Origin of the sequence: Pseudomonas fragi (assembly GCF_025426255.1) — a bacterium.
In the GTDB taxonomy this organism is placed as follows: domain Bacteria; phylum Pseudomonadota; class Gammaproteobacteria; order Pseudomonadales; family Pseudomonadaceae; genus Aquipseudomonas; species Aquipseudomonas kulmbachensis.
In genome coordinates this window covers 3,346,294-3,360,019 of sequence record NZ_CP104861.1, presented here as the reverse complement: position 1 = coordinate 3,360,019, position 13,726 = coordinate 3,346,294, and the positions used below count along the sequence as shown (strand labels likewise).

Genomic DNA, 13,726 nt, shown 5'->3' with positions numbered 1-13,726 from the left:
GGAGCGTCCGAAGCCGGATGCGCGAACATCCAGCCCTACCATACATATATGGGCTGGTAGCTTCGGCAGAGGTTACTACTGATAAGTAAGCGTAAAATTGGCAGCTGCATTCGCCGTTCCAGGTTGAGGTCCTTGTGGGTCTGAACTGGTCTGGATATAGCGTGCTTTAAGTTTAATTGTTGTAGCACCTGGTACTAACGTTATGACTTCTTTGGCGACGTTCAGAGGGAAGGCAGTGTTATCGGATGTTAGTACTTGAACGCCTAGGCCGCTGGCGACTGAGTCGGTTGTTAACCCGAGAATGCCTCGCGTGGCGTCGAGACTCGTCGACCCTTTTACTCCGTCGAGACGTAAATGAATCTTGGTAAGTTGACGATTTTTTACCGAAGAGTCACCCATGCAATCCGTCAGAGGGATCTGAATATCCCGGGCGTCTAATACACTGTTTTTTCCGCTAAAGTCGATTCGTCTAGCGGCACCCATAAGGACAGTGATCGTCTTGGATGCCGTCGGCAATGTGCATTCTGAGCGAATAATGGTTCCTGAAACCGTTCCTGTTCCCATCCTCCAAGCGGTGTTTCCCTGGTCGCCAAAAGCTGTGATTGTTGTAGAAGCTATCGTGTGTGATCCTACGGCAATAGGACCAGCTTTTACTAACGTCGCGGTAATACTAGGGGTGGTTGATTCTCTTGTATCCCAAAAACCTGATCTAACTCTCAGTGGTAGATTTGGATATTGGTCTGTTCGTGTAAAGTCGCTCGCTGTGTAAATATCATTCATCCTATATTTAATGGCCACTCCGGGGATGTTCGTCTGGTAAATATACTCTGAACCCGGCAGAAGTGGGGTCTCCCCATAAACTCTCATAGAGCCCCGGCTTGAACAAAAAAGGTCGTAGGCCCCTTCAAAAGAGGCTTTGATTTCGGGTCCTATGGCTTTGCCTTCAGCAAGGTCCCGAGGTACGTAAACTGTACCGAAATTTATAGCCATGGAGCGGTCTTTATCCACATAATATTTCAACCCTGGAGCAGTCCAGCCGCAGTCTGCGAGCGCAGACTTTTGAAACAGTAAGAGAGTGCCGAATATGCAAACAGCTAAGTACTTGTTAAGGTTTTTTGAGAAACTCATAAGGTTGTATGGTTGCGCCGAAAAGTGTTAGGAGTGGGGTGAGTTAGTAATTGAGTCTTGTAAAAGCATACCTAATGCTATAGTTTTTTATCAGCAGTTAAACCAAGAAAGGTCTTGTTTTTTATCGGTTATTTCTCGTAAGAGAGAAAAGTCTTGTCGCCCAGATTTTTACATACTGTCCCAGCATCAAAATACTGGGGCATGCTATGAAAACGCGGTTGAGGGGATTTCCGAACAAGTCTTGAAATGTGCTGAAATACGCCTGACCACCCGAAGCTCCAAGATGGCAGCTTCAAGGGCAATCCCCTGCCACCAGAAACAGAAAAGCCCGGCGAGCCGGGCTTCCTCAAACCGAGCGCAGCTTAATTAGCAGTTTTCAGCTTGATCACATCGCCAGAGACGGTGGTGGTGTAGCCGTTAAGAACCCAAGCCCAGAACCACTTTTCCTGCACTTGAGTATTGATCAGCGCATCGCCACCTTTTGCCTGGATTGCAGAATTCTGCGCGCGAACAAAACGGTTGTTCTGACCAATCGGAATCAGACCGAGAAGCATCAGGCCCGTAGCGCTTGCTTCACTGTGGCCAACGACGGTGTACTGGTTGCTATCGTACTGATGAGTCTTCATCGCGGTACCGGTGCAGCCAGCAAGAACCAAACCACATACTGCAGAAGCGATGACTTTACTAAACAACTTCACGGTGTTACTCCATGGAATAGAGCCCGGATCCAATTATCGGGCGCAGACACCATACCCGAAGGGCTCGAGCTTTTGATACTTTTGACACCTGTGTCGTTTGTGAAGGCTATGTTCGTCCGCGCCCCAGATCCATAGCGCTGCGCCGCCAGCTCCTTCAGAAGCATCCTGGCGCGGATAAGGCGCCTGTACTCGCGATTATTTATTCGGTCTGTCTGAGTAGGCAGTATTTATCGCTGTCCCCAGCATGTGATTAATCCTGGAGATAAATCCGCGACCTTTCCTGCATTGAGGTTGTGTATAGCTTGCGTATAAGTATCAATATGTAGACCGCCTGTGGTGAGTAAGTGATGTTTCATCTGCATCCAAGTCAGGCACCAAAAGGCTGAAATGGGTGATCCGCTACTCAGGGGTGGGTAATGTAATGAATTGCCCAGTTTCTTTAGACCAAGTGCGTTGAAGTTGTCCGGTAGGCTGTTGCCCCAGTTACAGTCTGTGCCAATGGTTTTGTATAGAACCTCCCACATGGTTTTCATGGTTTTGCTATAGGCTGAAGGGCGTGGTTTCGTCGTGCTGGTATCAATAAATTCAGATAGGATGATCCATCCGCCAGGTTTTAACCATGACACAAGTTTTTCTAATACTTCTGATCGGTCGCGAAGATGGATCAGGACGAGGCGAGCATGAATTAAATCAAACTCACCCAGTGAGTGGGCCTTGGATATGTCCGATTTCAGAACCGTAAAATTGTTATGGGCGGAAGCTTGCTTTGGTAAAAATTGTCCGTCACGGTCTAGTGCCATTACCTCGAAATTTCTTTGCTGGGAGTGGACTGAGAGCCATGACGCGATGCTTCCTGTGCCCGAACCGATATCAAGGCATCTTGAATTTAAAGGAAGGTTGAGCTGGGTGATATGTTCTTTTGTAATAGAGTCAAATGCAGTGGTTATATGGTTCAGTCGCTCAAGTTCATTGTGCTGATTTTGATTGAATATAAGTTCGCCATAAACGTCCATGTTGATGTTTCTCCGGTAGGGTGCTCTATAGTTCTGGGTTTTTGGTACAGGGATGGCAGGCTTGGCTGAAGGTAGGGTGAACACCAAGTGTAGATCGCTGTTAAAGGTTTACAGATTTTTATTTATGCGATATTTGGATAATCTTCTATATTTTTTTGTGTTGGCAGGTATATGTGAAACTATTGTTGTAGCAGGTAAGTTAGGTTTTTGTATGGAGAAGACGTTGTGCCGTCTTTGAATGGACGGACGGGTGAAATGCTTTCGCATTGAGTGAATTCATATTGAATCTGCGTGCTTGAATTTAGCGGCCTGTAGGGAAACAAGCTTGAAGGGTGTGCGAGTAGGCGAAGGAAGTCATGGTGACAAAAGCTGGCTCTGCGCGGGCAGCAGCCAGACCTGTATCACTACTGATTTAATGAAGTAGGGGAGCCGCGGCGGTGCGGCCGGTGCAGGCCCCTTCAGCTAACGGGGCCTGCCAGATGGGGTCAGAACGCCAGGCCGACTTTCACGCCGAACTCGTCACGCTTGAGTTTGGTGTTGTCGGCAACCGGCGAATCCTCGTCGATCTTGTACTCCGAACGGGTGTAGTACACCCCCGCATTGATCGGCATGGCACCCTTTTGGTTCATCAGTAGCGAAACTTCTGCGTAAGGGTTGGTACGGTCTTTCATGTCGACGCTATCGCTGCCGAAGCCGTCGACCTTCAGGCGTGCGCGTCCATCGATAGTGTGACGGGCACCCACCTCTACGCGAAGGGTAGAGGTGTCGAACTGGTGGTTGTAGCCCAGTGCTGCCTTGGCAAATGGCGATTTAAGGGTCAGTTTTGTGTCCAGATCGTTGATCTCAGGCTCGAAACGGGTCCAGCCATAACCGCCACCGACTATCACGTCGACAAAGTTGCGGGCATCCAGCGCAGTGCGCCAGCCAAGGTCCAGGTCGGCTTGGGCTTCCTTGAGCTTGTTGTCATTTTTCTTGCTGTATTTGGCTTCACCACCAATCTGGTAGATGAAACCGGATTCGGCGGTCATTTTGTTACCAAAGTTGGCGAACACACCGCCCTGGCCCATGTGTTCCTTGTCTGACTCGCGACCGCCTTCAAACTTGAAATCGCTGTAGGAACCCAGTAGGCCGATGGTGAAGAGGGGGTCGGTGCTTTGGGCGGCCATCACTGCCATTGGTGCGCTGAACAGCGCTAGAGCACAGGTGTGACGCAGCAGTTTTGCAGTAAGCATTCGCGAATGTCTCCATGACGTGGATAAAAATGGTTACGACCGTTTAGATATAAAGGTTATGAAAAGTTCAGGAAATATCGATAAAAAAGCTAACAATTGCCCCTAATCAAGTTTTGATTTCGCTGGTCTGCCGGAGTTTTTTCGACCTCGAATCCGTTGTGCTTGCGCAGAACTATTTTTGGTTAGTGTTCGTTCGGCAGGACGCCGGGGAAGGGTAGAATGACCGCCCAACTCATATGGAACAGGACTGATCCGAATGGAAGCGCGAGCCACTTTTGCCGCCAGGAATTTCAAACCAATTGCCCTGACTCCCACGCTCGAAATTACAACAGGCTTACCCGTGTCGATCAGCACTATGGAAAAGTCCTATACAGGAGCTATCGATGGTGTTTCTTCAACGGCCTTTACTGCGGCGTTCGACCAAGCGTCAAGAAAGGGCAGTTACATCGCGATGGAGAGCTTCAAGGGTACGGTGAATGGGGTTGAGGGTTCCTTTAATTTCATTCATTGCGCCTCTACTACCGGGGTTGATCGTTCAGATGAGTTTTTCTGCATAGTTGGCGGCAGTGGTACGGATGGTTTGAAAGGGATATCAGGGACAGGAGGGATCACAATTGATACCGATGGAACGCACCATATTTGGTTGAGTTACCACCTCGAATAATTTAACCAGTCGTAAAGGGCACCGCCCCTGATGCATCAGGGTCTACGGTGCCCGGGGCAATTCAGGCTGTTGGTATGCATCCATTAAAAAAAGCCCCCCTTAGCCCCGGATAACATGATTTTTCACACGCTCAACCCTTCCATATAGTCATCGCAAGCCCAATCGGAACATGTATGTTCCATCGATGCGAGACAGACTTATGGATGACAAATTAAATCCTGGCTTGAACCAGGGCGCTGGTTTGGGGACGCGAGTGGTGTGGGGAGGGGAGCAGGTTCAGCATCCTTACAACGCAACCCAGACCCCCATCGTGGTCAGTGCCGCCTACGGTTACCATGACATCGATGAGTGGTATGACGTAGCGCTGGGTAAACAGCCTGGCTTTATCTATAGCCGCATGAGCAACCCTACGGTCTCTGTTCTGGAGGACAAACTCTGCGAACTGGAAGGTGCAGAGTCCGCTGTCGCTTTCAGTACCGGGATGGCTGCAATCAGTGGTGTGCTGCAGACCTTCCTTTCCTGTGGTCAGCGCGTGGTTTCTACCCGTGACAGCTACGGTGGCACAAACAAGATTTTTGAAGAGTTCCTTCCCCGCATGGGAGTTGAGGTCACGCTATGCGATACCCTCAACGCAGAAGCAATCGAGCAGCAAATCCATAAAGGCTGCAATGTCCTCTACCTGGAAACCCCCACGAACCCAACACTGAAGGTTCTGGATATTCGACGTCTTGTGGCGGCGGCGAAGCAGGTTGGCGCTCTGGTTATCGCAGACAATACGTTCGCAACACCTTTGAATCAGAACCCCCTTGCTCTCGGGGTCGATGTGGTCGTGCACAGTGCTACAAAGTTTCTGTCCGGGCATGGCGATGTGCTCGCCGGTGTGGTCTGCGGCAACGAGGATCTTATGTCCCAGGTTCGCCATTACCGAGAAATCAACGGGGCCTCACTGGATCCATTCTCGGCTTATCTCGTTATTCGGGGGATCAAGACTCTGGCGTTGCGTCTTCGCCAGCAACAGGTGAGCGCGCAAGCACTGGCCGAATACCTGTGCTCCGAGCCGTTAGTGGAATCTGTTAATTATCCGGGACTACCTCAACATCCAGGTCATGCGATTGCTCGCTCGCAGATGCGCGGGTTTGGCGCAATAGTCAGTTTTGTGTTGGTAGGGGGCATGGACACAGTGACTTGCCTGTTACCGCAGCTCAAGTACGCACATCGGGCGGGTAACTTGGGAGCGGTTGAAACCATTTATGGGCCGGCACGGACAACCAGTCATGTAGAAAACACCTTGGAGGAACGCGAGGCGCTCGGGATTTCCGAAGGCTTGGTCAGGGTCTCCGTAGGTATTGAGGATACGGCCGACCTGTTGGCGGATCTTAAACAAGCCTTTGCATGGGTTCGCGATAAACAAGGGCGTGCAAACCCGCAGGCTGGAAGTGTTCAGCGTTTTGCTGAAGTGGGAATCCAAAGGCAATAAGACTCCCGGCTTTAGTGCCGGGTAGTTGTTCATGAATAGTGAAAACAATAACAATTCGCGGCAACTTCATTGTGCTGCCTAATAGTCGGCTGCAAGAAATTGTTGTCCGAACATTTCATGAGAACATAGCAATGACCATCCAGACACATAGTGATCAGTCTGATCCAAGCTTGAACTTCAAGAAAGAAATGCAAACCCGGCACATTGTCATGTTGGCGTTGGGTGGCGTAATCGGTACGGGATTATTCCTTACCTCCGGTTACACCGTTAATCAGGCCGGACCGCTCGGCGCAGTGATTGCCTACATCATCGGTGCGGTGATGGTGTATCTGGTAATGGTCTGTCTTGGTGAGTTGGCGGTACAGATGCCAGAGACCGGCTCTTTTAGCAGCTATGCAACCCGATACCTCGGCCCTGGAACAGGCTATACGGTGGCCTGGTTGTATTGGCTCACGTGGGCAGTCGCGATTGGCTCTGAATTTACGGCTGCGGGTATCCTGATGGTTCGGTGGTTCCCGGACACGCCAGTCTGGATCTGGAGTGCGGTTTTTGCCATTGCGGTTTTTTTAAGTAATGTTGTTTCTGTTCGGTTGTTTGCAGAGACCGAATTCTGGCTTTCGCTCATTAAAGTGCTGACCGTCATTACATTCATAGTCATTGGTGGTGGGGCTATTTGCGGGCTCTTCCAAGTCCAGCATTTACAGGGTGCCGGGCTTTCGAACTTTACCCGTGAAGGGCTATTTCCGACAGGCTTTCTGCCGATTGCAATGACACTTCTGGCCGTCTCCTTCGCGTTTTCCGGGACAGAACTTATCGGGATTGCAGCAGGTGAAGCGCAGGACCCACAGACAAGTGTGCCCAAGGCGATTCGCACGACGGTAGTGCGTTTAGCGCTGTTCTTCGTGGGTACGATTTTCGTACTTGCGACCTTGTTGCCCCGCGAGCAGGCGGGAGTGATAGAAAGTCCGTTCGTGATGGTGTTCGAGCTGATTGGCATCCCGTATTCAGCAGACATTATGAACTTTGTGATCCTCACGGCTTTGATTTCCGCCGCTAACTCGGGGCTCTATGCCGCTTCGCGCATGCTTTGGACGTTGAGCGATCAGGGTCACATGCCTAAACGCTACGTCAAGCTTTCGAAGCGGGGCACGCCGGTCAACGCCATTATTCTGAGCATGGTGGGCGCCATGGCATCTCTGCTTAGCAGTGTACTTGCCCCTGATACGGTGTATTTGGCACTGGTGTCGATTTCGGGGCTCGCGGTGGTGATCGTCTGGATGAGCATCGCCGCCAGCCAAATCGCCTTCCGACGCCAATACGTCGCCAATGGCGGGCGAGTCGAAGATCTGCATTTCCGCGTGCGCGGCTACCCTTGGGTACCTCTTGGTGCTCTGTTGTGTTGCTTGATGGCTTGCGTCGGCATTGCTTTTGATCCTGAGCAGCGAGTAGCGCTTTACTTTGGTCTGCCGTTTATCGCGTGGTGCTACTTCGTTTACTGGATTACTCGCAAGAAGCGTGAGGAGCGGTTGGCATTAGCAGCAGCTGCAAATCATTGCGCTGGTGCGGCGTGAATGGCTCAGGCCATGATTGAGCAAAGATAAGTCCCCAAGAGGTTGCGCCGATGAGTCAAAAATCACTACCGCCCTTGAACTGGCTAAGGGCATTCGAGGTGTCGGCGCGGTATCTGAACTTCACCCATGCAGCGGAGGAATTGCACCTGACTCAAGGTGCAGTAAGCCAGCAGATTCGTCAGTTGGAGGGGCATCTCGGTGTCGCGCTGTTCAAGCGCTTGCCACGAGGGCTTGGCATGACCGAGGAAGGGCAGTCTTACCTGCCGGTGGTACAAGACGCAATCAGTCGTCTGGCAGTGGGTACCAACGAGATTTTTGGTCAGCACAAGCAAAGGCATGTGAAGGTGCGAGGCAGCCTTTCCTTTCTTCACTATTGGTTGGCCCCTAGGCTCGCGGATTTTTGTCGGGACTATCCTCAGATAGACATTCGCTATATCAGCAACCTCTGGGTGAAGGAGCCTGACGGAGAGGATGACCTGGAGATTCGCTGGGGCAGCGGTGAGTGGTCGGGTTTGCACTCTCAACGATTAACCTGGGACATCCTCCAGCCTGTTTGCTCACCCGAGCTCATGGCCCGTTCACCGATACGCGAGCCTCGCGATTTGATGAACCATTCCTTGCTCCATGTGTTGGGGTACGAGGAAGGTTGGGGGTACTGGTTGAAGCGGGTTGGAGCAGACGATGTCGATTACTCCCGTGGTCTTCAGTTTGACACCCTTGTTTCCACAATTCGTATGGCAGAACTGGGTCAGGGCGTTGCCTTGGCGCGGTCTTCGGTCGTGGAGGATTTGCTCAAGAGTGGGCACCTGATTGCTCCATTCAATCACCCCATCGAGGCCAGCGAGTCTTTTTATCTAGTGCGCGAGCAGGCCGAGGTTCTATCACCGCATGCCGCGATTTTTTCTACTTGGCTGGTGGCTCAATCCCACCGTCTTTTGTAATTCTGATCTGGAGTCATCATGCATTACGTAAGCACACGCGGCGGTGACGTGAGGGCGGACTTTCGAAGTGTGGTGCTGTCGGGGCTTGCGCCAGATGGCGGTTTGTATGTCCCGGCCAGTATGCCGGTCTTCACCGAGAAGCAGATTGCCAGTTGGTCCTGGCTGCCATTCGATGAGCTTGTCTGGCGCGTGGTGTCGCCGTTTGTTGGATCTTCCATGGACGAAAGCACTCTGCGTAGCTTGCTGAGCGACAGCTATCGGAACTTCAACCACCGCGCCATTACCCCGCTTGAGCAGGTTGGCCACAACGAGTGGATACTTCAGCTGTTTCATGGCCCGACCCATTCCTCCAAGGACTTCGCTGCGCAATTGCAGTCGCGCCTGGTGGAGCATTTCCTGGGTGAGGTCGCAGGCGAGGCGCTGATCATCGGCGCGACCAACGGTGATACCGGGTTGGCCGCGCTAGAGGCGTTTGCCAACTGCCCGCGCACGCGCATGGCCATACTGTATCCGTGCAATGGAGTATCGCCTGAGCAACTCTCTGTTCTACAAGCAGCAGACCGTGAGCGGGTTCAGCTTTATCCCGTAGACGGTAATTTCGATGACTGTCAGACGTTGGTCTCTCGGCTTATGCGTGACTGGCCTTTGGACGGGGTAATTCCGATCTGCTTCAACTCCACTAACTGGGTCGGAGTGCTCGCGCAGATCGTTTTCTATTTTCACGCGGTCTTGCAACTGGGCGGGGGGACACGTCCCGTCGGCTTCAGTATTCCAGCGGCCAGCTCTGCCGAGATCTATGCCGGCTACATTGCTCAGAAAATGGGATTGCCGATCAATCAGGTCATTATCTCCACCAACAGTAACGATGCACTTCACCAGTTTTTTCATCGCAATCGCTACACGACTCAAGTCAGCAACCGTACGTTATCTCCGGCGATGGATTTCTCCCTGTTCTCTAACCTGGAACGTTTCATTTGGGAGCTTTATGAACATGACGGCAGCTCAACGAAGGCGCTTATGGAGCACTTTGAGGACTGCGGCGAGTTAAGTATCGGCAACCAGCAATGGCTCCGGGCCAGAGTCCTGTTCGACTCTTATGCAGTCAACGAAGAGCAGGTTCGCGAGGAGGTGGTCAAATTATTCCGTGAGACCGGGGCTGCAGTCGATCCTCATACCGCTGTAGGCGTGCTGGCTGGCCGAATTCATCGACGCAGCCTTGGAGCTCCTATGGTGACCTTTGGGCAAATTGCACCGCGCAAGTCTGCGGCGCTATTGGCCGAACTGGGTGTCTGGCAGGGTGCGGTGCCAACGGCTCCCGATGTTTGCACCCAACCCCCTGGTTTGGCCAAAAGGGATCTGGACGGCCTTCGTCAGGCCCTGTTGTATGCGCAGCAGAGGTACGTATGAAGCGCATTCTGGATCCATTGGATGAGCGCATACTTGCCGAGCTCACGGCCAATGCTCGAATAGCCCATGTGGAGCTGGGGGCCAAGGTCAATTTGTCGCGTAACGCTGTGCGCCAACGCATTGAACGTCTTGAGCGCGATGGCGCCATCCAGGGGTATACAGTACTTCTCGGTGATTCCAGACGGCCTTCATCGCTGATCAGTGCAGTGATTTTCGTTTACCGCTACGACCGCATGCGTGGAGAAGAAGTGCTTGCCGCGCTGCGCTCGCTACCCGAGGTGGTGCAGTGCGAAGTCTTGAGTGGTGAGTTTGATTTGATGCTTCGCGTGAATGCAGCATCTCCCGAGCGGGTCCATCTTGTTTGGAAGGAAATAGCTGCGATGCCCGGGGTAGAAAACACCGTCACATCCTTTGTCCTTTCGGCAGTGTTTTGAGCAAAGAAGTTTCAGCCGCCCGATTTTTCGTGGTCCAGTGCACTTCTCTTATTCACCTCGCGCTCTCCACACCACAACCCAGCTATTCACTTGGACTCTGCGTGTTGAGCAGGGTTGTGTACGAGCAAAACGGCCAGTAAATACAGCACTCTGCCATATTCAACTGCCCGAGCCCGACTCTTACGATGTTCCTGTCAAACAACGTCTAAGAGGACTGCTTTCATGACTGAATACAAGATTGCCCTGGTGGGTTTTGGTGGCGTCAATCGTGGCCTGGCGCAACTAATTGCCGATCGTAACGCCGAGTGGAAAGCAACTCTGGGCTTCGGAATAACAATCGTCGGTGTTACTGATCTTTTTCTTGGCTCCATCGTTGCTAAAGAAGGGCTGGATGCCATGCAGTTGGTCGCTCTACCCAGCGAGAAGGGGGCACTCGCTCAGTTGCCAGGGGGCAGTGCCGAGGCGTTCAACGAAACCATCATCAAGCATTCTGGTGCCGACATGATTGCTGAAGCCACCTTCACCAACCCTGTCGATGGTGAGCCCGCGACGACGTTCTGTCGTTGGGCTCTGGAAAGCGGCATTCATGTTGTGACCACCAATAAAGGGCCAATTGCACTGCACGGTGCCGAGCTAAAGGAACTGGCCCGTCGCAATGGTGTTGCCTTCGAGTACGAGGGTTCTGTGATGAGCGGTACACCTGTGATTCGCTTGGCAAGACAAGCTCTGGCAGGTGCACAGATTCAAGGTTTTGAAGGCATTCTGAACGGGACTTCCAATTACGTGCTGACTCGCATGAAGGACGGCCTGACGTTTAACGCAGCTGTCGCCCAGGCTCAACAGCTTGGCTATGCCGAGGCTGACCCAACGGCCGATGTGGAGGGGTTTGACGTCCGCCTCAAGGTGGTGATCCTTGCCAACGAACTGCTCAATGCACGATTGAGTGTCAGCGATGTGGCTTGCTCCGGGATTAGCCGCATCACCCCGGAAGACATCGCTCAGGCAACTGCCAACGGTGCAAGCTGGAAGCTGATCGGTTCTGCACATCGCGAAATTGATGGTTCGGTTCGAGCGAGTGTGGAGGCTCGACTGCTGCCCAATACCCATCCGCTCGCAGGGATTTGCGGTGCCATTAACGCGGTGTCGTTCAATACCGCACTGCTGGGAGCCGTCACCGTATCTGGGCCTGGAGCGGGTCGTATCGAGACTGCCTTTGCATTGCTGTCAGACATCATCGCCATCCATGGCACCTACAGTAAGTAAGGGGAGAGTAGTCATGACCATATCCAGCATGGCCAGTATCCAGCTTGTTGATGCCAAACAGATTGATGTGTTCAGCCCATTCGATGGTCGCTTGGTGGGAAGCGTGCCTTGCCTCGATGCAACTGCGGTACCTGGCTTGCTGGAGCGCGCTCGAATCGGTGTGCGTGAGAGTGCGGCGATGCCGCGTCACCTCCGTGCACGCATCCTGGAGGACGCGTCCAGGCGTGTAGAGCTTGCCGCGCAAGCATTTGCCAAACTTATCGTTGCAGAGTCGGGAAAGACGCTGCGCCAAGCAGAAAAGGAAGTGAAGCGCTGTGTCAACACGCTGAAGCTGTCAGCGGAAGAGGCTCGCCGTAACGCCGGTGAGGTCATTCCATTTGAGGCATATGAAGGCTCCGAATCGCGCCAAGGTTGGTTTACCCGTGAGCCGCTGGGGCTGATCGTTGCGATCACTCCCTACAACGATCCCCTGAACCTGGTTGCCCATAAATTGGGCCCGGCCATCGCGGGTGGTAATGCCGTGATCCTGAAACCCTCAGAGCTCGCACCCTTGTCTGCACTCAAGTTGGTTCAGTGCCTGGTAGACGCGGGTCTACCGCCTTCTGTGGTAACCCCGGCCACCGGCGGCGTTGACCTGGGTAAAGCATTGGTACAACTGCGCGAAGTGCGGATGATTTCCTTCACCGGTGGCTTTGCAACTGGAGAGTCCATTGCCCGTACTGCAGGCTTGAAAAAGCTGGCCATGGATCTGGGAGGGAACGCACCCGTCATTGTGCTCGACGACTGTGATCTTGAGCCGACCGTTGAGTCCTGTGTATCTGGCGCCTTCTGGGCCGCAGGGCAGAACTGCATCGGAACGCAGCGCATCCTTGTGCACCGTTCAATCTACGAAGTTTTCCGGGAACGGTTTGTCAGCAAAGCGCGTGCATTGGTACTTGGCGATCCCGATCAGCGAGCAACCGATGTGGGGCCGATGATTACGGAGCAGGCGGCTCGTCGCACAGAACAACTGGTGAATGAAGCATTGGGTGAGGGCGCAGTTCTACTGTGCGGCCACCATCGTCAAGCGGGCAGCTATGCCCCAACTGTTCTAGAGCGTGTAAGCCATGACAGCAGGATTTGGCAGCAGGAAGTCTTCGCGCCGGTGGTCATTCTGGAGCCGTTTGATCAGCTTGAAGATGCCGTTGCTTTGGCCAATGCCCCGGAGTACAGCTTGCATGCAGGCCTCTTCACACGCGATTTGTCCAAAGCATTGAAATTGGCCCGCCAAATTGAAGCCGGCGGTGTGATGATCAATGACTCTTCAGATTATCGTTTCGATGCCATGCCTTTTGGTGGCTTCAAATACGGAAGCCTGGGCCGAGAAGGTGTTCGGTTTGCCTATGAGGACATGACCCAGCCCAAAGTGGTCTGCATCAACGAAATGGGTTAAACCATCGACGTACTTTTACATCGGGTGAGCCCGCTTATCGGCGTCACCCGGTGCTCTTTCAATTCAAACTGATGGGGCGCTCGGCACGGGCGCGGCGTTGTAAATACCGATAGCACTTCAGGCCCGCGGATCAGCTCTCAGGGGACGCAGCCAAATCCTGGCTGGACTCCGCCGCCAGCTTCAAGCGGTCAGCTTTGCTAATGTATTTGTCCTTGTTTTTCGGTGCCAATTTGGCGCTGGCCTTTTTGGCGTGAGCCTTCAGCAACTGGGTTATTTTTTTACGACGATTCATGTTTTCTTCTCAGCTTGTAAATTCTTGAATTCTTGCTTGGCCGTGTCAGCGCCACTTTTACCCGTTGCGCTGCCGCGAGGCGTTGGCGGGTAGTGTGGATCAGCGCTTCATCTTCTTCTGTCACGACCGCTGGGCGAGGTGGACATTATGTGTTCAGCCCGTCAGTTGCTGTTA

General features: G+C 52.9%; 13 protein-coding genes. 8 read left to right on the top strand and 5 right to left on the bottom strand.

What is annotated here, in order from left to right; genetic code table 11:
- Nucleotides 1-75: 75 nt before the first annotated feature.
- From N7D90_RS15515 to N7D90_RS15500, 4 genes are all read right to left on the bottom strand, one after another.
- Nucleotides 76-1,128: a fimbrial protein gene (locus N7D90_RS15515; protein WP_261738838.1), complete on the bottom strand. Its 1,053-nt coding sequence runs from the start codon at nucleotides 1,126-1,128 to the stop codon at nucleotides 76-78.
- A gap of 362 nt (nucleotides 1,129-1,490) precedes the next feature.
- Nucleotides 1,491-1,826 (bottom strand): hypothetical protein, encoded by a 336-nt coding sequence (locus N7D90_RS15510; protein WP_261738837.1) that lies wholly within the window; start codon nucleotides 1,824-1,826, stop codon nucleotides 1,491-1,493.
- 227 nt (nucleotides 1,827-2,053) lie between these two features.
- Nucleotides 2,054-2,839 (bottom strand): class I SAM-dependent methyltransferase, encoded by a 786-nt coding sequence (locus N7D90_RS15505; protein ID WP_261738836.1) that lies wholly within the window; start codon nucleotides 2,837-2,839, stop codon nucleotides 2,054-2,056.
- A 485-nt stretch (nucleotides 2,840-3,324) separates the two neighbouring features.
- The gene (locus N7D90_RS15500) at nucleotides 3,325-4,071 is read right to left on the bottom strand and encodes a porin family protein (RefSeq protein WP_261738835.1); all 747 of its coding nucleotides are present in this window, start codon (nucleotides 4,069-4,071) and stop codon (nucleotides 3,325-3,327) included.
- A gap of 256 nt (nucleotides 4,072-4,327) precedes the next feature.
- Here N7D90_RS15500 and N7D90_RS15495 point away from each other — a divergent pair, with 256 nt between their 5' ends.
- From N7D90_RS15495 to N7D90_RS15460, 8 genes are all read left to right on the top strand, one after another.
- The gene (locus N7D90_RS15495) at nucleotides 4,328-4,735 is read left to right on the top strand and encodes a DUF3224 domain-containing protein (protein WP_261738834.1); all 408 of its coding nucleotides are present in this window, start codon (nucleotides 4,328-4,330) and stop codon (nucleotides 4,733-4,735) included.
- 199 nt (nucleotides 4,736-4,934) lie between these two features.
- On the top strand, nucleotides 4,935-6,212 hold the full coding sequence (locus tag N7D90_RS15490) for a cystathionine gamma-synthase family protein (protein ID WP_261738833.1): 1,278 nt from the start codon (nucleotides 4,935-4,937) through the stop codon (nucleotides 6,210-6,212).
- Nucleotides 6,213-6,343: 131 nt separating this feature from the next.
- On the top strand, nucleotides 6,344-7,783 hold the full coding sequence (locus N7D90_RS15485; RefSeq protein ID WP_261738832.1) for an amino acid permease: 1,440 nt from the start codon (nucleotides 6,344-6,346) through the stop codon (nucleotides 7,781-7,783).
- A gap of 50 nt (nucleotides 7,784-7,833) precedes the next feature.
- Nucleotides 7,834-8,724 carry a LysR substrate-binding domain-containing protein gene (locus N7D90_RS15480; RefSeq protein ID WP_261738831.1) on the top strand — a complete coding sequence of 297 codons (891 nt, stop codon included), beginning with the start codon at nucleotides 7,834-7,836 and terminating at the stop codon, nucleotides 8,722-8,724.
- Between the two features lie 18 nt (nucleotides 8,725-8,742).
- Nucleotides 8,743-10,131 (top strand): threonine synthase, encoded by a 1,389-nt coding sequence (gene thrC, locus N7D90_RS15475; protein ID WP_261738830.1) that lies wholly within the window; start codon nucleotides 8,743-8,745, stop codon nucleotides 10,129-10,131.
- Nucleotides 10,128-10,565, top strand: a complete 438-nt coding sequence (locus N7D90_RS15470; RefSeq protein ID WP_261738829.1) for an Lrp/AsnC family transcriptional regulator — start codon at nucleotides 10,128-10,130, stop codon at nucleotides 10,563-10,565. The genes thrC and N7D90_RS15470 overlap by 4 nt, the downstream gene beginning before the upstream one ends.
- 222 nt (nucleotides 10,566-10,787) lie before the next feature.
- Nucleotides 10,788-11,828: a homoserine dehydrogenase gene (locus N7D90_RS15465; RefSeq protein ID WP_261738828.1), complete on the top strand. Its 1,041-nt coding sequence runs from the start codon at nucleotides 10,788-10,790 to the stop codon at nucleotides 11,826-11,828.
- 13 nt (nucleotides 11,829-11,841) lie between these two features.
- On the top strand, nucleotides 11,842-13,260 hold the full coding sequence (locus N7D90_RS15460; protein ID WP_261738827.1) for an aldehyde dehydrogenase family protein: 1,419 nt from the start codon (nucleotides 11,842-11,844) through the stop codon (nucleotides 13,258-13,260).
- A gap of 130 nt (nucleotides 13,261-13,390) precedes the next feature.
- On the opposite strand, the gene N7D90_RS15455 is transcribed toward N7D90_RS15460, so the two are convergent.
- On the bottom strand, nucleotides 13,391-13,552 hold the full coding sequence (locus N7D90_RS15455) for a DUF2986 domain-containing protein (protein WP_261738826.1): 162 nt from the start codon (nucleotides 13,550-13,552) through the stop codon (nucleotides 13,391-13,393).
- Nucleotides 13,553-13,726 lie beyond the last annotated feature (174 nt).

What these genes read in the sequence shown, in the direction of transcription:
- N7D90_RS15460 (WP_261738827.1), top strand. Translation starts at nt 11,842, where the DNA reads ATGACCATATCCAGCATGGCCAGTATCCAGCTTGTTGATGCCAAACAG.
- N7D90_RS15480 (WP_261738831.1), top strand. Translation starts at nt 7,834, where the DNA reads ATGAGTCAAAAATCACTACCGCCCTTGAACTGGCTAAGGGCATTCGAG.
- N7D90_RS15495 (WP_261738834.1), top strand. Translation starts at nt 4,328, where the DNA reads ATGGAAGCGCGAGCCACTTTTGCCGCCAGGAATTTCAAACCAATTGCC.
- N7D90_RS15500 (WP_261738835.1), bottom strand. Translation starts at nt 4,071, where the DNA reads ATGCTTACTGCAAAACTGCTGCGTCACACCTGTGCTCTAGCGCTGTTC.
- N7D90_RS15455 (WP_261738826.1), bottom strand. Translation starts at nt 13,552, where the DNA reads ATGAATCGTCGTAAAAAAATAACCCAGTTGCTGAAGGCTCACGCCAAA.
- N7D90_RS15470 (WP_261738829.1), top strand. Translation starts at nt 10,128, where the DNA reads ATGAAGCGCATTCTGGATCCATTGGATGAGCGCATACTTGCCGAGCTC.
- N7D90_RS15505 (WP_261738836.1), bottom strand. Translation starts at nt 2,839, where the DNA reads ATGGACGTTTATGGCGAACTTATATTCAATCAAAATCAGCACAATGAA.
- N7D90_RS15515 (WP_261738838.1), bottom strand. Translation starts at nt 1,128, where the DNA reads ATGAGTTTCTCAAAAAACCTTAACAAGTACTTAGCTGTTTGCATATTC.
- N7D90_RS15485 (WP_261738832.1), top strand. Translation starts at nt 6,344, where the DNA reads ATGACCATCCAGACACATAGTGATCAGTCTGATCCAAGCTTGAACTTC.
- N7D90_RS15465 (WP_261738828.1), top strand. Translation starts at nt 10,788, where the DNA reads ATGACTGAATACAAGATTGCCCTGGTGGGTTTTGGTGGCGTCAATCGT.
- N7D90_RS15490 (WP_261738833.1), top strand. Translation starts at nt 4,935, where the DNA reads ATGGATGACAAATTAAATCCTGGCTTGAACCAGGGCGCTGGTTTGGGG.
- thrC (WP_261738830.1), top strand. Translation starts at nt 8,743, where the DNA reads ATGCATTACGTAAGCACACGCGGCGGTGACGTGAGGGCGGACTTTCGA.